Genomic DNA, 17,542 nt, shown 5'->3' with positions numbered 1-17,542 from the left:
CGACACGGCCCGGAGTCCGACACGGCCCGGAGTCCGACGCGGCCCGGGGCCCGGACGGGTCAGGCGCCGGCGTTCTCCCGGCGGAAGGCGGAGGTGTCCGGCGGGGCGATCTGGCCCAGCTGGATCATCAGGACGTGCAGGTCGTTGCAGGCCCAGTGGTCGCTGACCCTGCCGTCGCGGACCTTCGCGATGTGGATCTCGTTCCAGCTGATGACCCGGCCGGTCGGCTCGGCGCCGAAGACCAGGCCCTTGTGGGTGCCGGTGAGCTTGACGTGCTGGATGACGTACTCGCCGTCCTCGAAGTCGCGGATGATCTCGGCCTTGAGGTCGGGGAAGCCCTGCCGCTCGATCTTGATGACGGACTTCACGCCCTCGCGGCTGGTGTCCATTCCGGGAGGCGCGTTGTGGTTGACGAAGTCCTCGGTCATCAGCTCGTCCAGGACCTCGGTGTCGCCCTTCGAGAACGCCTCAGTGAGAATGCGGCGAATGTTGACCTTGTCGGACACGGTGTTCTCCTTCGAATGGCTTGCCGGTCATCTCGGCAAGGGCTACCTGGATGTTCACGAGGGTTCGTTCGGGTTCGAGCCAGCCCGCCGCGGGGCCCGGGTCGAAGGACGACCAGACCTCCTCCGCGGGCAGTTCTGCGGCGTGTGCCAGCCGCGCGGCGGCCAGCACCCGGTCGAAGTAGTCGGCGAGGTCGTGCAGGACGCCGATCCCGGCGGGGCTGCCGTGCCCGGGGACGACGACCGTGGGCTCCAGCGCGACGAGCCGGTCCAGGGCCGTACGCCAGCGGCTCACGCGGCCGTGCACCGCGAGCGGGGTGACCCCGGAGAAGCACAGGTCACCGCTGACCAGGACCTTCTGCGCGGGCAGCCACACCGCGAGGTCGGCCGCCGAGTGGGTGTCGGTGAACTCCAGCACCTTCGCCCCCGAGGGCAGGGCGCGTTCGATGCCGTCGGGCGGTACGGGCTCGGCGGCGACGCTGTCCCAGTCGGCGAGCCGGGTCGCGAAACCGGGCATGACCTTCGCGAGCAGCGCGGGCAGGCCGCGTTCGCCGATCATCTTGCGCATGCCGGCCACCGTGCGCGGGTGGGCGACGATCGGCACGTCGTCGAAGAGCAGGTTGCCGCCGATGTGGTCGGTGTGGATGTGGGTGTTGACGACGAGCCCGGCGCGGCGGCCGCGGCGCTCCAGCGCGGCGGGGATGGCGGCGGCCATCTCCGGCAGCAGCATGGTGTCGACGACGGTGACGGGCTCGCCGAGCAGCAGCACGCTGTTGGACTGGCCCGCGCCGCCGTCACCGTTGACGAGGGCGACCACGCCGTCGGCGACCTCGACCTCCCGGACCTGCGGGATGGCCTCCAGCGCGGCCCCCGGTGTCCCGGCCGGCACCGCGGTCACGCCTTCCAGGACGCGCCGGACCCGCCGCTCTTCCCGGCCTCACCGGCGTTACCGGCCTTGGCCGCGTGCAGCTGCTGGATCTGCTGGATGAGTCCGGTGCGGTCGAGCATCGCGTGCCAGGACACGATGCGGCCCGCGTCGGCGCGGATGATCTCCATGACGTTCCAGGTCAGCCGGGTGTCGGTGCCCTTGGGGATGCCGGTGAGGGTCAGCTCGACGGCGAGCGCGGTGCCGTCGCCGGACTCCACGAGGCTGTCGACCTTGTGCTCCAGCTCCTCGTAGAGGCCGCGCTGCTGGGCGAACATGTCGCCGAGCCGCTTGGCGCCCTTGGTCTCCTGGCTGGCGGTGCGGATCTCCACCTCGCCGTCGCACAGCTCGTACAGCAGGAAGCCGTTGACCTCCTCGACCGCCCGGTAGACGGCCTCCCACAGCTCGCGGGCGGTTTTCATGGTCGTCATTTCCCTTCGCCGGACATGATCCAGTCGACCTGGTAGACGTGGACGTCCACGTTGTCGGCGTACTTGTGCAGCTCGGTGATGAGGGCGCGGCCGGCCTCGCTGCGGATGTGCTCCTGGAAGGCGGCCAGGGTGCTCCACTGGGCGTAGTTGGTGACGCGGGTGCCGTCCACGGAGCAGTGCAGGTTCGCGGAGACGAAGCCGGGCATGTGCCGGACGATGTCCTCGGTCTCCCGGCGGATCGCGGCGGACAGCTCCTGCTGCTTGTCCGGCGTGCAGTGGAAGACGTTGATGTACGTCATGAGCCGGTCCTCGGCGGAGATGGTGCTCACGGCCGCACCCCCGCCCCCGTCGCCGCGCCCGTCGTGCCCAGCGTCTCGGCGACGACGGTGTAGCTGTGGAACTCCGGGTCGGAGTAGCAGGCGCGCATCGGCCGGACCAGCTCCTTGTGCTCCTCGGACTTCTCCCAGGCGAAGAAGTCGGCCAGCGACGTCCACTCGCTCACGATGAGCCAGCGCGACGGGTCGTCCGGCGCCTGGCAGATCTGGTCGCGCAGGTGGCCCCGGGTCGCGGCGACGCTGAAGCGGACCTTCTCGTAGGCGGCGAGGAAGTCCTCGCGGCGGTCCTCGGCGACCTTCATGCCGAACAGCACGCGGGCGGTGCCCGCGGCGGCGTCGTCCGTCCCGGACTCCTCCGCGCCCAGCACCTCGGTGTCGATGTGGGCGAGCGACGGGTCCGGGGCGAGCGGGCCGATGTGGTAGACGGTCAGCGACTCGGTGCTGCCGACGTTCCGCAGCCGGTGCCGCTTCCCGATGGGGACGTAGATTCCCTCGCCGGGGCCGACGGCCCATTTCTCGCCCTCGACCTCCAGCTGGAGATCGCCGGTGATGTTGTAGAGGAACTCCTCGCCGTAGGGGTGGAAATGCTCCACCACATGCTCGCCGGGACGGAGGATCGCAGTTCCCATGTAACCGGACCTGCTTCCCACCGAACCCGGGTGGAGCACCATGCGCAACTGGCCGCCGCGCGCCCGATAGGGCTCTATTTCCTCGGCGCGGATCCGGCCTACCCGTGAATCACTCATGAGGAAATCGTCGCCGTCGGGCCGCGCTTTCCGCATCGGAATTCTGCCGCGAAGATCCTGCGGGAATTCCGCCGTACGGATGCGGGAAACCCGCGAGCCGGGCGGCGGACACGGGTCCGCCCCGGCGGCCGGCGCACGGGGCACCGGCCGCCGGGGCGGCCCGGGTGGGACGGGGTGGAGCGGTGGGACGGTGGAGACGGTGGTGCGGTGGTGGGACGGCGGGCGGGCCGGTCAGGACACCGCCGCGTGCGCCCGGAATCCGTGCGTGCAGGCGTACACCGCCAGTTGCGTACGGTCGCGCAGGTCCAGCGCGCGCAGCAGCGAGGAGATGTGCGTCTTCACGGTGGGTCTGCCCAGCTGGAGCTGGTCGGCGATCTCGACGTTGGTCAGTCCGTGGCCGATCAGGCCGAGGATCTGCCGCTGCCGCGGGGTGAGTTTGACGGTTTCGCCCGGTCCTGCCGGGGTCTCGTTGGGGACGTTGTAGCGCAGGGTGCTGACCAGTTCGCCGGCCACCTGCGGGTCGAGGGCGACGCCGCCGCGGTCGACGGCGCGTATCGCGTCGACCAGGACCTGCACGGGGGTGTCCTTGTGCAGGAAGCCCTGGGCGCCGCCCAGCAGGACCTTGATCGCGGTGCCCGCGTCCAGGCTCGCGGACAGGGCGAGGACCTTGACGCCCAGCCCGTCGGTCTGGCTGACCAGTTGCCGGGCGAGCAGGTCCTCGGTGTCGAAGCCGTCCAGGTCCATCAGCAGGACGCGTGGCCGATGCTCGCGCAACAGCCTGGGATTGTAACTCTCGGTGTCGAATTCGACCACGACGTCGATGCCCGGGATACCGCACAGGACCGCCATCATTCCTGCCCGGTACACGCCAGGACCACCACAAACTGCCACAGGCAACAAATCGTCTAAACCACGTACAATGTCCATCGAGACCCCCGCAGAGTGATAAACCATCTGTGGATTTGTGGGACAGACAGCTCTGCCATCCGCAGGTGGCTCCCCTTCGGCGCGTGCACGTAATCAGTGTGGGCGGTCTGCTCCGTACCAAAGCACACCTGCACCGAATATCGGTACCGTCCGTCCCGGGTCCGACGGTGTCGGCTCAACTCCCCCCGGTGGCAGGGGAGTCCGCGCCGCGCGGCGGGATGCCGCGCAGTACCACCGCGCTGTTGAAGCCGCCCTGGCCGCGCGCGGTGACCAGCACCGTGCGCAGCGGGCGTTCGCGCGGTGCGCGGACGAGGTCGAGGCCGTACGCCGGGTCCGGGTCGTCGAGGTTGCCGACCGGCGGGATCACCCCGGCCCGCATCGCCAGCAGCGCGGTGGCGACGTTGAGCGCGGAGCCGCCCGCGAGCAGCCGCCCCGCCAGGCCCTGCGGGGCGGTGACGGGGACGCCGTGCGGGCCGAACACCGCGCGCAGCGCGTGCGCCTCGGCGGCGTCGGCGTCCGGGCGGCCCGCCCCGTCGGCGAGCACCATGTCGATGTCGGCCGGGACCGATCCGGCGCGCGCGAGGGCGAGTTCGATCGCGCGGGCGTACTGCCGGCCGTCCGGCGCGGTGTCCCGGTAGTGGTGGGCGTCGTGGGTGGCGGCGTATCCGGCGAGGGTGCCGTATCCGGCCGGGCCGGACCTGGCCCGTACCGCCTCTTCGTCCTCGACCAGCAGCACCGCGCCGCCCTCGCCGGGGACGTGGCCGCCCGCGGCGCGGTCGAAGGGCTTGTAACCGGCCCTGGGGTCGGTCGCGGTGGACATCTTGCCGCCCGCCATCTGGGCGGTCAGCGCGTACGGGGCGAGCGGCGCCTCGGTGCCCCCCGCGAGCACGGCGCCGGTGCCGCGGCGGATGGCGCGGGCCGCCCAGCCGAGGCTGTCGATGCCGGACGCGGCGTCCGCGACCAGCACCCCGCAGGGGCCCTTGGTGCCGTGGTGGATGGCGAGTTGGCCGGTGCTGGCGGCGTAGAACCAGGCGATGGACTGGTAGACGCCGACCGCCTTGCGGCCCCGGCTCCACAAAGCCTGGATCTCGCGCTGCCCGAACTCGTTGCCGCCCGAACCGCTGCCGAGGATCACGGAGGTGGCGTACGGGTCGTGCGCGGCCGGGTCGTAGCCCGCGTCGGCGAGGGCCATCCCGGTCGCGGCGAAGGCGAGCCACGTCCAGCGGTCGGTCTGGATCGCCAGCCGTCCCGGTACGTACGCGTCCACGTCGAAGTCCGGTATCTGTCCGGCGAGTCGGGTGGCGTAGCCGCTCGCGTCGAAGGATTCGAGCGGGCGCACCGCCAGTTCGCCCGCGAGCGTCGCGCGCCAGTGCGCGTCCGCTCCGACGCCGGTCGGCGCCACCACGCCGAGCCCGGTGATCACGGCGGTCATCGGGGCACCGCCGTGAGGACGATGGCCGACTGGAAGCCGCCGAAGCCGCTGCCGACCGACAGCGCCGCGTCCACCCGGTGGTCGCGCGCGGTGTTGGGCACGTAGTCGAGGTCGCACTGCGGGTCGGCCTCGGCGTAGTTGGCGGTGGGCGGCACGACGTCGTGCTCGATCGCCAGCGCGGTCGCGGCCACCTCGATGGAGCCGATCGCGCCGAGCGAGTGCCCGACCATGGACTTGATGGAGCTGACCGGCACCCGGTAGGCGTGCGCGCCCAGGCTCGCCTTGAAGGCGGCGGTCTCGTGCCGGTCGTTCTGCTTGGTGCCCGAGCCGTGCGCGTTGACGTAGTCCAGCGCGGTGGGGTCGAGCCGGGCCTGGTCCAGCGCGCTGCGGATGGCGACGGCCATCTCGGCGCCGTCCGGGCGCAGTCCGGTCATGTGGAAGGCGTTGCAGCGGTTGGCGTAGCCGCGGATCTCGGCGTAGATGTGGGCGTCCCGCCGCCGGGCGTGCGTGTACTCCTCCAGGACGAGCACCGCGGAGCCCTCGCCCATCACGAAGCCGTCGCGCGTGGCGTCGAAGGGGCGGGAGGCGTGCTCAGGGTCGTCGTTGCGGGTGCTGGTGGCGCCGATCGCGTCGAAGCAGGCGATGGAGATGGGGGTGATGGGCGCGTCGCTCGCGCCCGCGAGGACGATGTCGGCCATGTCGTCCTGGATGAGCTGGTAGGCCTGGCCGAGCGCGTCGATGCCCGAGGTGCAGCCGGTGGAGATCACCGAGGCCGGGCCGTGCGCCCCGAAGCGGAAGGCGACCTCGGCCGCGAGGGTGCTGGGGACCCACGCCTGGTAGAGGAAGTCGGAGGCGAACCGCGGGTCGACGAGCCAGTTGCGGCCGCCGTCGCTCGCCACCACGTACTCGTCCTCCAGGCGGGTGCTCGCGCCGACCGCGCTGCCCAGGCACACCGCCATCCGGTCGTGGTCCACGCCGCCGGGTCCGGCGGCGTCCAGTTCCAGGCCGGAGTCGGCGACCGCCTCGTCGGCGGCGACCAGCGCGAACTGCACGGAGCGGTCGTTGCGGAAGACCTCCTGCCGGGTCAGACCGGCGGCCAGCGGGTCGAAGTCGACCTCCGCCGCCAGTTGGGAGCGGAACTGCGCGGGGTTGAACAGCGAGATCCGCCGGGTGGCGGTACGCCCGTCGGTGAGCATCTGCCAGAAGGCCTTGCGGGTGGCCCCGCCGGGGGCGACCACCCCGATTCCGGTCACCACGATCCGCCGTCCCCCGGCCGCTGACGTGCCGGCGGGGCCGCTCAGCGGGCCGCTCATCGTGCCCGCTCGCTCAGTCCCTCGTTGACCAGCGCCACCAGCTCGCCGAAGGTCGCGTGGGCGTGCTCGTCCTCCAGCGCGATCCCGTAGCGGTCCTCGATCTCCGCCCTGACCTGGAGCTGCGCCAGCGAGTCGAGATCGACGTCGCTGAGCGTGGCGCCGGGGTCTGCGGTCACCGCGGAGCGGGGCAGTCCGGTTTTGACGACCAGGATCTCCATCAGCTCGTTAATTGTGAATGTCGGCACAGCGAATCCCCTTTCACATTTCCAGCAACGAACCCGGCGACTCAGGTTACGCAATATCCAGCCGGAATATCTTCAGCCCAGAGAACTAAATCGGCTCATACCCGCGAACGAGGCGCGCCCATCCTCGGGGACGAAGCCTTGCCGACCGGGGGAATTATTGACGCAATTTCCGGGCCGGTGCTTCACTGGCGTCAATTGATTTCCCGATTGCGAGGAGACGGTAATGGACTCGTCAGCAGCGGCCTCCGTATCCACGGCGCCGGCCGGCGCCGGGGTCACCTCGGTCGCGGTCGCGATGGCCCGCGCGCTGGAATCCGCCCGCCCCGACCGGATGTTCCACGACCCCTACGCGCAGGGGTTCGTGGACGCGGCCAAGGACGTGCTGGAGCCGGACGAGTGGCCCTCGCTGGAGGCGTGGGTCGACCTGTTCTACTCCCGCGGGGTCGTCCGCACCCGCTTCATCGACGACTACGTGTGCGAGGCGGTGGCCGCCGGCTGCCGCCAGGTCGTCATCCTCGGCGCCGGGCTCGACGCGCGCGCCTTCCGGCTGCCGGTGCCGGACGCCGACGTGTACGAGGTCGACACCCCGTCCGTCTTCGGCTTCAAGGACGCGGTGCTCGCCGCCGCGGGCGCGAAGCCGACCGCCCGCTCACGCACCGCCGTGCACGCCGACCTGCGCGAGGACTTCGCCGCCCGGCTCGCCGGGCAGGCCTTCGACCCCGCCCGGCCGACCGCGTGGGTCGCCGAGGGCGTGCTGCCGTACCTCACCGGCGAGCAGGCGCGGAAGGTCGTCGGGGACGTCGGGCGGCTGTCCGCGCCGGGCAGCAGGCTGGTCTTCGAGCACTCCGACAAGGCCGGCCCCGACCCGCGGGCGAAGAACGCCGCCCTCAGCACGCCGGGCGCGGACCGGATCAGCGCGATGGTCCGCGGCGGCCTCGGCCCGGAGGGGCGGGACTGGGTCGCGGGGCAGGGCTGGAGCCTGCACGTGACCGACCGCGGCGAGCTGGGCGCGCGCTACGGGCGGCCCGACGGGCGGCTGCCGGGCGGCCAGTTCGTCACCGCGACCCGCGTCTGACACGTCCGGGCCGAGGACGCCGCACAGGATGCCGACGAGGACGCCGAGGGATTGACTGCCATGGAATCGAACCACGCGCAGACCGAACTTTCCGAACCGACGCAGGAGCGCATTCGGGCGGGGGCCGAGTCCTATCGGCGTCCCATGCTCGCCGCGTACGACCTCTTCGTGCTCGGCATGATGAGCCGCTTCATGTGGCGCTGCCCGCGCGGCAGAATGCTGGCACACTACAACCGCCACACCGGGGCCGCGCATCTCGATATCGGGCCGGGCACCGGATGGTTCATGGACAAATGCAGATTTCCGGTGGATTCCCCGTCGATCACCCTGCTCGACCTCAACGAGGTGGTCCTCGCCACGGCCGCGCACCGCATCCGGCGCTACCGGCCCGAGGTCCGCACCGGTGACGCGTTCCACCCGTTCGACACCCTGGGCGGCGCGCGCTACGACTCGGTCGGCATGAACTTCCTGCTGCACTGCCTGCCGGGCACGATGGCGCAGAAGGCGGTGGTCTTCGACCACGTCACACCCCATCTGCGGCCCGGCGCGCGGGTGTTCGGCGCCACTGTGCTGGGCCTGGGCCCGCACCACAGCAAGCGCTCCGGCAAGCTGCTGGCCAAGCTCAACCGCAGCGAGGTCTTCAGCAACCTCGACGACCGGATGGACGACCTCACCGAGCAGCTCGGCGCGCGCTTCACCGACGTCGAGACGGTCCGCTCCGGGACGGTCTGCCTGTTCGCCGCGCGCCACCCGGGGGCGTGATGGGCGCCGAACCGTCCGTCCCCGCCCAGGTGCTGCACGACGGTGTGCTCCAGGGCCTGGCCGTGGCCCGGATCCGGCTGGGCCGGGCGCTCGCCGCGCCCGGCCCGCTCCCCCGCGACGTCGGCGAGGCCCTGCGCGAGCTGTTGGACGGCGAGATCGCGGGCCTGCGGCGGCTCGTCGCGGACGCCCAGCACACGGACGACCGACACGAGGAGGCGCCGGGGTCCGCGGACCTCACGGACGCGCCCGACGCCCCGCCCCACGAGGACCTGCCCACCGCGCTCGCCGCGACCGCCGCGCACCTGGAGTCCACGACCGGCGTGCGGATCCGCGTCGACAACCACACCACCGCGTCCGGCAGTTGGGCGGGCAACGACCTGGTCGCGTACCGGATCGTGCGGGAGGCCCTGCACAACACCGCCCGGCACAGCGGCGCCGCGCACGCGTGGGTGTCGCTGGCGTCCTCGCGCAGCCGCCTGGTGTGCGTCGTCTCGGACGACGGCCACGGCTTCCAGGCCGCCCAAGAAGCCGCCTCCCGCGGCCACTTCGGGCTCGGCGCGAGCTATGCGCGGGCGCGGGCCGCGGGCGGCTACCTGGCCGTGCGGTCCGGCGGCGACGGCACCTCCCTGACGCTCTCGCTGCCCAGGGAGCCGCGCCCCGCCCCCGACGGGAGGTCCCGGCGATGAACCGCCCCGGGCCCGCCCCGAGCATCCTCATCTGCGACGACCACCCGGTCGTCCGGTACGGCATCCGCACCCTGCTGGACGGCGAGCGCTACCGCATCGCGGGCGAGGCCGCCGACCTGCCCGGCACCGTCGCGCAGGTCCGCCGGCACCGCCCCGACGTGCTGCTGCTCGACCTGAACTTCCCCGGCACCCTCAGCCTCCCCGTGCTGCCGACCGTACGGGCGCTGTCCCCGGCCACCCGGGTGCTCGTCCTGACCATGCGCAACGACCTGGACTGCGCGCGCGACGCGCTCGCCGCCGGGGCCCACGGCTTCCTCACCAAGGACGCCGCCGCCGAGGAGCTGGTCGCCGCCGTCGACGCGCTCGCGGCCGGCGGCCGTTACCTCCAACCCGCCCTCGGCGCGGCCCTGCTGGACCGCCCCGGGGGCTGCGACGGGCCGCTCAGCCGCCGCGAACGCGAGGTGCTGGGCCTGATCGCCGACGGCCTCACCCACCCGCAGATCGCCGACGAACTGGGCCTGTCCGTCCGCACCGTCGAGGCCCAGCGGGCCTCGATCAAGGTCAAGCTCGGCGTCAGCCGCCGGGCCGAACTGATCAGCCACGCACGGCGGTTGCGGCTGACCACGACAGGAGGAGAGCGCTGATGCCCACCGGCCGCCCCAGCCGCACCGCGATGAGTTCGGCGCACGCCCGCGCCGCGCACCAGACGGCGGACTCCGCGCGGGTCTTCGCCGACCCGCTGGCGGCGCGCATCCTGCCCGCCGCCACGGGGCCGGGCAGACCCGCCGCGGGTGTGCCGCACGGCATGCCCGCCGAGGTACGGCTGTTCATGGCGCTGCGCCACCGGGTCGCGGAGGACGCTTTGCTGGCCGCGACCCGCACCCGGCAGGTGGTCATCCTCGGGGCGGGCCTGGACACCTTCGCGTACCGCAACCGCAATCCCGCGCTGCGGGTCTTCGAGGTCGATCTGCCCGCCACGCAGGCGTGGAAGCGCGAGCGGCTGGCCGCGGCGGGCATCGACGTGCCCGACACGGTCGTCTTCTGCCCCGCCGACTTCGCCGAGCAGACCGCCGAATCGGCCCTGCTGTCCGCCGGGTTCGACCGGACGTCACCGGCGTTCTTCCTGCTGCTCGGGGTGGCGCCGTACCTGGAGCGGGAGGCGCTGCTGGAGACCGCGCGCTTCGTCGCGGGACTGCCCGCGCCCGCCGAGCTGGTCTTCGACTACAACCAGCCCGCCGCCGCGCTGCCCGCGCACCGCAGGCCCGCGCTCGCCGCGCAGGCCGAGGCGATGGCGCGGATGGGCGAGCCGTGGCGGTCCTTCTTCACCCCGCCGGAGATCGCCGCGGAGCTGGCCGACGCGGGCTTCGGCAGCATCGTCGACGTCGGCTGGCGGGACTGCGTGACGCGCTACGACCTCGATCCGGCGCTGCCCGACCTGTTCGGCGGCCGCATCGTGCACGCCCGTACCCCCCACGACGAGAGGAGCCAGTGATGCACGCCCTGGTCATCGGCGGCGGGGTGGCCGGTCCGGCCACCGCTGTCGCGCTGCGTGCGATCGGCGCGGAGGTCACCGTCTGCGAGGCCCGCCCGGCCGAGGACAAGGACGCCGGGCTGTGGGTCATGGTCGCCCCCAACGGCCTGGCCGCCCTGGACGTGCTGGGCCTGAAGGAGGCGGTGCTGCGCGAGTCGCTGGCGGGCGCCGCGGGCCCCTCCGGCTTCGCGCCGATCCGCCGGGCGGGCCTCTACCGGGTGCTGCGGGAGGCCGCGGTGGCGGCCGGCGCCCGGATCGTGCACGACCGCAAGCTGGTCGGCGCGGACACCTTCGCGGACGGCGTGGTCGCGCGCTTCGCCGAGGGCCCCGCGCTCTCCGGCGACCTGCTCGTCGGCTGCGACGGCATCCACTCGCGCACCCGGACCCTCATCGACCCGGACGCGCCCGGCACCCGCTACATCCCCCTGCTCAACCTCGGCGGTTTCGCCTCCGGCGTGGACGCCCCGGGCGATCCGGCCCAGCTCCAGTTCGTCCCCACCCGCAAGGGCTTCTTCGGCTACACCGTCTCCGGCAGCCGCGAGGTGTGGTGGTTCGCGAACCTGCCGTGGGGCGCCGAGCCGTCCCGCGCCGAGCTGGCCGCGATGGACCGCGCCGCCCTCACCGCCCGCCTCCTGGACACCTTCGCCGCCGCCCCGCCCTTCGTCGCCGACGTGATCCGCGCGACCTACACCGACCTGTACGCGCTCGCCACCCACGACCTGCCCACCGTCCCCGTCTGGCACCGCGACCGCCTGGTGCTGCTCGGCGACGCCGCCCACGCCACGACGCCCACCTCCGGCCAGGGCTCGTCCATGGCCCTGGAGGACGCCGTGGTCCTCGCCCAGTGCCTGCGCGACCTGCCGTGGGGCCAGGCCCCCGCGCGCTACGAGGAGTTGCGGCGCGGCCGTGTCGAGGCCGTCGTCGCGCTCGGCGCCCGCGCGTCGGCCGCCAAGCTCGACGCGGGCCTGCCCGACAACTCCCTGGACTGGGTGCTGGACCATCGCATCGACTGGCCCTCCCGCGTCTGAGCGGGCCGGACACACCGAAGGGGCGCGGCGCACCTGCCGCGCCCCTTCGGCGTCCGCGTCGCACCCACCGCCTCACACCACCAGCCGCTCGCGCAGCGCGGCCAGCGTCCCGGCGGTCACCCCGCAGCGGTCGGTCAGATAGCCCGCGACCGAGCCGTGGCGGTCGCGCAGCGCGGCCAGCGTGTGCTCCATCGCGGAGCGCGGGGCGCCGAAGACGGCATGGTAGCGGGATTCGTCGAGGCCGAGGCGGCGCAGCCGCGGCAGCATCGCGGTCAGCCGCCGCTCGCTGTAGTGGCGGCGGCTGAGCGTGTAGTCGTCCAGCACCGCGGCCGTCGGGACGCCGAGGGCCGACAGCAGGAGGGCGGCCGCCATGCCGGTGCGGTCCTTGCCCGCGGTGCAGTGCACGAGGGCGGGGGCCCCGTCCGGGGCGGCGAGGCCGGTGAGGACACGGCCGAAGGTCGCGGCGTCCTGGTCGGCCATGTCGAGGTAGACGCGGTGCAGGAAGTCGTCGGGCAGGGCGTCGAGCCGTCCGGCCCGGAAGAGGTCGCCGAGCAGCGAGGTGCGGGACGCGTCGCCGCCGATGTCGTACGGCTCGTGCCGGACGGCCGCCGGGAGCGCCGAGGGGGCCTTGGCGCGCTCCTCGGGGGTGCGCAGGTCGTAGGCCACCCGCAGGCCGAGGGGGGTGAGGGCGGCGAGGTCGGCGGGGGTGAGGCGGTCGGGGGCGTCGGCCCGGAAGACCAGGCCCCAGCGGGTGCGGCCGCCGTCCAGCGTGGGATAGCCGCCGAGGTCGCGGAAGTTGGTCGCGCCCTCCAGCGGCAGGACGCGTTCGGCGCCGAGCACGGCGGGCCCGCCGCCCGCGGGGCCGACACGTACGTAGTGGCGCCCGGGGCCGAGGCCGTCGAGGGCGACCCGGCGGGCGGCGCCGTCCGCGACGCGGGCGACGGGCGGGCCGCTGCCGGCCGCCTCGGGCGTCGCCCCGACCGCGACCTCCACGGCGCCCGGTCCCGCCGCCTCCCACGTCACGTCGAGCCCGCCCGTGGCGCCGCGCACCACGTCGACCGCCAACACGACCGTTCCCATGTGCTCCTCCGCTCGTCGGTGCGTTTCGCCGGTGCGTCTCGCCGGTGCGTTCGTCGTGCGCGGTGCGGTGCGGTGCGGTTCGGGGCTACGTACGGCCTTCCGGCCAGGGCAGGTCACCCGCCTCGATCGCGGCGGCGGTGCGGTCCAGCCAGGCCAGCTCGGCGACCCGCAGCGCCTGGGCGTAGTCGGCCTCCAGCGTCACGACCTGCGGCAGGTCCGCGGTGTCGGCGGCGAGCTGGGCGGCGACGCGGTCGTGCTCGGCCCGGATCGCGCCGCGCCGCTCGCGCAGCAGGGCGGCGGCGGTCGCGGGGTCGAGGTCGAGGACGTGGGCGAGGCCGGTGACGAAGACGGGGAAGTCCTGCGCGGGTGTGCGCAGGTAGTCCCGTACGAGGGCGTCGGCGACGGCGACGCCCTCGTCGGTGATCGCGTACACCGTCCGCTCCGGCCGCGCGCCCGCCCGCTCCGACGTCACGCTCGTGACGAGCCCGGCCTCGGCGAGCCGCCGGATGGCGTCGTAGAGCGACCCGCCGCGCATCTTCACGACCTGGTCCACATGCCGCTCGCGCACGAGTGCCTGGATCTCGTACGGATGCCGCGGCCGCTCCCTGAGCAGGCTCAGCACCGCGAGCGTGAGCGGACTGCGCACCGCGCGCGCCGCCATCCCGCCCCCCCTCTCCCCGGTGACCGATGTCGATTACCCGACTTCGACTATACCCTTCGCGCCCCCGCCCGCGCTGCCCCTCGTCCGGAATGCCGCCCGCGCGCACGTGTGCGACGGTGAGGAAGGAGAGTGGGAGGAGGGCGGTGCGATGAGGGCGCTGGAGACGATCGGTTTCTCGCTGGCGGTGATCGCGATCTGCGTCGGCACGCTGCTCGTGCTCATCGGCGGCACGAAGTACCAGCACAGCGACCGCAAGGACTGAGCCCGGGGGTCGCCCGGGGTCGCCCCGGGGTCACCGTGCGGTCGGCGCGGGCTCGGTCTCGCGGTCGTTCTGGAGTATCCACAGGTCGTGGAAAAGTCCGGGCCGGTCGCGCAGCTCGGCGAAGGTGCCGTACTGGACGAGGCGGCCGCGGTCGAGGACGGCGATCTTGTCGGCGACGGTGACGTTGGTCAGCCGGTGCGTGACGAGGACGACCGCGCGGTCGGCGGCCAGGGTGCGCAGGCCGGTGAAGATCCGGTGCTCGGCGCGCGGGTCGAGGGCGGCGGTGGGCTCGTCGAGGACGAGCAGGCCCGCGTCCCGGTGGAAGGCGCGGGCCAGCGCCACGCGCTGCCACTGCCCGCCGGACAGCTCCTGGCCGCCCCACCACTCGCGGGCCAGCAGGGTGTCGAGGCCCGAGCGGAGCGAGTCCATGACGTCGTCGGCGCCGGAGGCCAGCGCCGCGGCGCGCACGGCGTCGTCCGCGGCCGGGAGGGGCTGGCCGAGGGTGATGTTCTCGCGGGCCGTCAGCGGCCACCGCGCGTACTCCTGCGGGACGACCGCGACCCGCCGCCAGGCCGCCTGCGCGTCGAGCGTGCGGGTGTCGGCGCCGTCCCACGTCACGCTGCCCGCGCCGGGCAGGTAGAGCGCGGCCAGCAGCTTGCTCAGCGTGGTCTTGCCCGAGCCGTTCTCGCCGACCAGCGCGAGGACCTCGCCGCGCCGCACCTCCAGGCTGACCCCGTCGAGCGCGGGCCGCTCGGCGTGCGGGTAGGTGTAGCCGAGGGCGTCGGTGCGGACGACGGCCGGGCCGTGCGGGACGGTGTCGCCGCGGACGACGCGGTGGCCGCCGGCCTCGTCCAGGAAGTCCGACCAGTCGTCGAGGTACATGCCGGTACGGAAGATGATCGCCCCGTAGCCGACGACCCCGCGCAGCCCCGACCCCACCGAGCGCAGCGCGAACGTCGCCGTCCCGGCCGCCGCGACCGACACCCGTCCCGTCGCGATGAGCCACAGCAGCGTCGCCCACACCGCGCCCGAGGCCGCACCGCCCGCCAGGCTCCCGGCGAACGCCATCTTCGCCGCCCGCCACGCCGCCCGGTCGGTCGCCGCGTCCACCCGCGCCCCGGCCGCGCGGTACTTGCCCAGCAGGAAGCCCGCCATCGTGCCCGAGCGGATCTGGTCGGCGTTCTGCTTGTCGACCAGGTACCAGCGCAGGATGCCCAGCAGCCGCCGGTCCTTCATCGTGTCCAGCGACGTCAGGTACGTCAGCCGGGCCGCCCGCACGCCCGCGACCGCCTGCGGGGCCGAGGCGAGCACCAGCAGCGGCAGCAGCACCGGGTGGACGGTCGTCAGCACCGCGGCCGCCGCGACCAGCGACGCCGCGGCCGCCAGCACGCTCTGCGACTGGTTGAGCATCTCCTGCGAGACCTCCACCCCGCGGTCGGCCGCGTCCCAGCGGTCGTTGTAGCCGGGGTGGTCGTACGCCGCCAGCTCCGCGTGCGTCGCCGCGTCCAGCAGCCGCAGCTCCGCCTCACGGGAGATCCGCGGCGCCAGCCGGGTGGACAGCGCGGTGACCGCGATGGCCAGCACCGCGCGCAGCCCCGCCGCCGAGGCCAGCAGGACGAGCGAGGGCGCGGCCTGGTGCAGGCGGGCGGCGACATGGCCCGACGCGATGACGGCGGTGATCGTGCCCGTCATCGCCAGCAGGCCCAGCGCCTCCAGCACCCCGGACACCACCTGGCACACCAGCAGCGCGACGACCGCGGCGCGGTCCACCTGCCACGCCATGCCCAGCGCGCGGGCGATCAGCTGCGGCAGGCGGCGGGCCATCGCCCCGAGCGTGATCGACTTCCCGGCCTCCAGCCGCCGGTCGGCGGGAAGGTCCAGCCGCAACTCCTCGGTGACGGCCTTCACGGCGCCGGGCGCCCCGGCCGCCGCCCCCTCGACCCGGGAAGCCCCCTCGGCCCGGGAAGCCCCCTCGGCCGACCCGGGCGCCCCCGCCGCCTCCCCGACACCGGCCGCACCCTGCTTCGGTAAGCCCGACGTCCGCTTCGTCATGACCCGCCCCTTGTGTTCGGCCGCGGGCACGGCAGCCGCGATCCGGCCCACCAGTGTGCTCCCGCCGCCCGCCCCGGCAGGGCCCCCGCCGCAAACCCCGTCCGGCGCGCGGACGCATGCCCCCCGCATATGGCGTACGCCGGTACGTCCCGGAGGGGCGCGGGGACCGCCCTGTGCGGAGGGCGACCCCTTGCCGAGCGCTCCGCGCGGCACCCGCACGCCGCCACCCCGCGCCCGGCGCGTGGAAGTTTTTTTTCATGCGCCTTGTGCGGGACGAAAGTTACCTTCACTCTTGGCTTGGACGATGCCGTCCCCACACCCCCCACCCGGAACTCCCTTCCTGTCCGGAGGAATCCATGATTTGGCATGCCCCTGTCAGTTCCCGCGGGTTCGCCGCCTGCGCGGTCCTGGCCTGTGCCGCCCTCGGTGCCACCGCAATACCGGCCGCGGCCGCCCCCTCGCACGCCGCCAAGAACCCGATCACCCACCCCGAGCTGGACTGGGCCGGGTCGCAGACCGCCAAGCACCAGTCCGCCTCCGCGGACACGAGCCACCTCACCCTCACCCCGAACGTCGCGGGCACGCCCGGCCTCGACGTCAGCGGCTACCAGGGCAACGTCAACTGGGCCTCGGTCGCGGCGAACGGGGCGCGCTTCGCGTACGTCAAGGCGACGGAGTCCACGTCGTACACGAACCCGTACTTCACCCAGCAGTACAACGGTTCGTACAACGCGGGCCTCATCCGCGGCTCGTACCACTTCGCGACCCCGAACACGTCCTCGGGCGCCACGCAGGCGGACTACTTCGTCGCCCACGGCGGCGGCTGGTCGAAGGACGGCAAGACGCTGCCCGGCATGCTCGACATCGAGTGGAATCCGTACGGCGCGAGCTGCTACGGCCTGTCGGCGGCCGGAATGGTCAACTGGATCCTGTCCTTCAGCAACGAATACCACGCGAAGACCAGCCGCTGGCCGGTGATCTACACGGCGACGAGCTGGTGGAGCCAGTGCACCGGCAACACGGGCGACTTCTCCTCCACCAACCCGCTGGCGCTGGCCAATTACAACGGCAGCCCCGGCACCATGCCGTACAAGTGGCCCTACCAGACGATCTGGCAGTACGCCGACAGCGGCGTCTTCCCGGGCGACCAGGACGCCTTCAACGGCGACTTCAGCCGGGTGCAGGCCCTGGCCAACGGCTGACCCCGCCCCGGCGGCAGCACGCCGCCGGAGCAGACCGGAGCCCCCGTCCGCTACGCGCGTAGCGGACGGGGGCTCCGTCATACCCGGGCAGCGGCACCCGCTCGTCGTGTTCCGTTAACATGTTCGAGCCCATGACGATTCTCCTTCGCCGCCCGTTCACCGGAAAGCACCGCATTACGGCATGAAAAACGCGATATCCAGTCCCACCATGACAAACAGGCCAGTCCGTTGACGCGGATACCCTCGCGAATACGGGCCCGAATACCCCGGCAGACCCGGTCACCCCGGCACCCGGACCGTTCCACCGAAGCGACGCCCGCCGCGAACTCCGCGCACGCGGTGCAGG

19 protein-coding genes are annotated in these 17,542 nt (G+C 73.3%); 7 read left to right on the top strand and 12 right to left on the bottom strand.

All coding sequences use genetic code 11. The features are described 5' to 3' along the window. Positions 1–59 precede the first annotated feature (59 nt). From ACWERV_RS14890 to ACWERV_RS14850, 9 genes are all read right to left on the bottom strand, one after another. Positions 60–506: an ester cyclase gene (locus tag ACWERV_RS14890; protein ID WP_398174210.1), complete on the bottom strand. Its 447-nt coding sequence runs from the start codon at positions 504–506 to the stop codon at positions 60–62. Next, positions 469–1,401: an MBL fold metallo-hydrolase gene (locus ACWERV_RS14885; protein ID WP_452932883.1), complete on the bottom strand. Its 933-nt coding sequence runs from the start codon at positions 1,399–1,401 to the stop codon at positions 469–471. The genes ACWERV_RS14890 and ACWERV_RS14885 overlap by 38 nt, the downstream gene beginning before the upstream one ends. Beyond that, a complete protein-coding gene (locus ACWERV_RS14880; RefSeq protein WP_452932881.1) occupies positions 1,398–1,859 on the bottom strand; it encodes an ester cyclase in 462 nt (153 codons plus the stop codon). The genes ACWERV_RS14885 and ACWERV_RS14880 overlap by 4 nt, the downstream gene beginning before the upstream one ends. Then, positions 1,856–2,188 (bottom strand): antibiotic biosynthesis monooxygenase family protein, encoded by a 333-nt coding sequence (locus ACWERV_RS14875; protein ID WP_398174219.1) that lies wholly within the window; start codon positions 2,186–2,188, stop codon positions 1,856–1,858. Before ACWERV_RS14875 ends, ACWERV_RS14880 begins: the two co-directional genes overlap by 4 nt. Then, positions 2,185–2,823, bottom strand: coding sequence for an antibiotic biosynthesis monooxygenase (locus ACWERV_RS14870; RefSeq protein WP_452932880.1), 639 nt, complete (start codon positions 2,821–2,823; stop codon positions 2,185–2,187). The genes ACWERV_RS14875 and ACWERV_RS14870 overlap by 4 nt, the downstream gene beginning before the upstream one ends. Positions 2,824–3,171: 348 nt before the next feature. Next, positions 3,172–3,714 (bottom strand): LuxR C-terminal-related transcriptional regulator, encoded by a 543-nt coding sequence (locus ACWERV_RS14865; RefSeq protein ID WP_452932878.1) that lies wholly within the window; start codon positions 3,712–3,714, stop codon positions 3,172–3,174. 328 nt (positions 3,715–4,042) lie between these two features. Further along, complete coding sequence (locus tag ACWERV_RS14860; RefSeq protein WP_452932876.1) at positions 4,043–5,299, bottom strand: beta-ketoacyl synthase N-terminal-like domain-containing protein; 1,257 nt, start codon at positions 5,297–5,299, stop codon at positions 4,043–4,045. Then, the gene (locus ACWERV_RS14855; protein ID WP_452932874.1) at positions 5,296–6,612 is read right to left on the bottom strand and encodes a beta-ketoacyl-[acyl-carrier-protein] synthase family protein; all 1,317 of its coding nucleotides are present in this window, start codon (positions 6,610–6,612) and stop codon (positions 5,296–5,298) included. The genes ACWERV_RS14860 and ACWERV_RS14855 overlap by 4 nt, the downstream gene beginning before the upstream one ends. After that, positions 6,609–6,857: an acyl carrier protein gene (locus tag ACWERV_RS14850; protein WP_159011933.1), complete on the bottom strand. Its 249-nt coding sequence runs from the start codon at positions 6,855–6,857 to the stop codon at positions 6,609–6,611. The genes ACWERV_RS14855 and ACWERV_RS14850 overlap by 4 nt, the downstream gene beginning before the upstream one ends. Before the next feature lie 223 nt (positions 6,858–7,080). Between ACWERV_RS14850 and ACWERV_RS14845 the strand changes: the two genes are divergently transcribed. From ACWERV_RS14845 to ACWERV_RS14820, 6 genes are read left to right on the top strand one after another with little or no spacing between them, the layout of a single operon-like run. Next, positions 7,081–7,932 (top strand): SAM-dependent methyltransferase, encoded by an 852-nt coding sequence (locus ACWERV_RS14845; protein ID WP_398174235.1) that lies wholly within the window; start codon positions 7,081–7,083, stop codon positions 7,930–7,932. 60 nt (positions 7,933–7,992) lie between these two features. Continuing rightward, the gene (locus ACWERV_RS14840) at positions 7,993–8,694 is read left to right on the top strand and encodes a class I SAM-dependent methyltransferase (RefSeq protein WP_452932872.1); all 702 of its coding nucleotides are present in this window, start codon (positions 7,993–7,995) and stop codon (positions 8,692–8,694) included. Beyond that, positions 8,694–9,380: a sensor histidine kinase gene (locus ACWERV_RS14835; RefSeq protein WP_452932870.1), complete on the top strand. Its 687-nt coding sequence runs from the start codon at positions 8,694–8,696 to the stop codon at positions 9,378–9,380. The genes ACWERV_RS14840 and ACWERV_RS14835 overlap by 1 nt, the downstream gene beginning before the upstream one ends. Continuing rightward, on the top strand, positions 9,377–10,024 hold the full coding sequence (locus tag ACWERV_RS14830) for a response regulator (protein WP_398174244.1): 648 nt from the start codon (positions 9,377–9,379) through the stop codon (positions 10,022–10,024). Before ACWERV_RS14835 ends, ACWERV_RS14830 begins: the two co-directional genes overlap by 4 nt. After that, positions 10,024–10,872 (top strand): class I SAM-dependent methyltransferase, encoded by an 849-nt coding sequence (locus ACWERV_RS14825; RefSeq protein WP_398174247.1) that lies wholly within the window; start codon positions 10,024–10,026, stop codon positions 10,870–10,872. Before ACWERV_RS14830 ends, ACWERV_RS14825 begins: the two co-directional genes overlap by 1 nt. Next, positions 10,872–11,939, top strand: coding sequence for an FAD-dependent monooxygenase (locus ACWERV_RS14820; protein WP_452932867.1), 1,068 nt, complete (start codon positions 10,872–10,874; stop codon positions 11,937–11,939). The genes ACWERV_RS14825 and ACWERV_RS14820 overlap by 1 nt, the downstream gene beginning before the upstream one ends. Positions 11,940–12,011: 72 nt before the next feature. On the opposite strand, the gene ACWERV_RS14815 is transcribed toward ACWERV_RS14820, so the two are convergent. From ACWERV_RS14815 to ACWERV_RS14805, 3 genes are all read right to left on the bottom strand, one after another. Continuing rightward, positions 12,012–13,019 (bottom strand): tyrosine-protein phosphatase, encoded by a 1,008-nt coding sequence (locus ACWERV_RS14815; RefSeq protein WP_452932865.1) that lies wholly within the window; start codon positions 13,017–13,019, stop codon positions 12,012–12,014. A gap of 85 nt (positions 13,020–13,104) precedes the next feature. Then, positions 13,105–13,680: a PadR family transcriptional regulator gene (locus tag ACWERV_RS14810; RefSeq protein WP_452932863.1), complete on the bottom strand. Its 576-nt coding sequence runs from the start codon at positions 13,678–13,680 to the stop codon at positions 13,105–13,107. A 292-nt stretch (positions 13,681–13,972) separates the two neighbouring features. Continuing rightward, positions 13,973–15,994 (bottom strand): ATP-binding cassette domain-containing protein, encoded by a 2,022-nt coding sequence (locus ACWERV_RS14805; RefSeq protein ID WP_452932861.1) that lies wholly within the window; start codon positions 15,992–15,994, stop codon positions 13,973–13,975. A gap of 356 nt (positions 15,995–16,350) precedes the next feature. Here ACWERV_RS14805 and ACWERV_RS14800 point away from each other — a divergent pair, with 356 nt between their 5' ends. After that, positions 16,351–17,196, top strand: a complete 846-nt coding sequence (locus ACWERV_RS14800) for a lysozyme (RefSeq protein WP_452932859.1) — start codon at positions 16,351–16,353, stop codon at positions 17,194–17,196. The last annotated feature ends 346 nt before the right edge of the window (positions 17,197–17,542 follow it).

This window comes from Streptomyces sp. NPDC004031 (assembly GCF_053604375.1).
The sequence above is the reverse complement of the archived record's forward strand: the minus strand, read 5'-3'. Positions and strand labels throughout refer to the sequence as shown.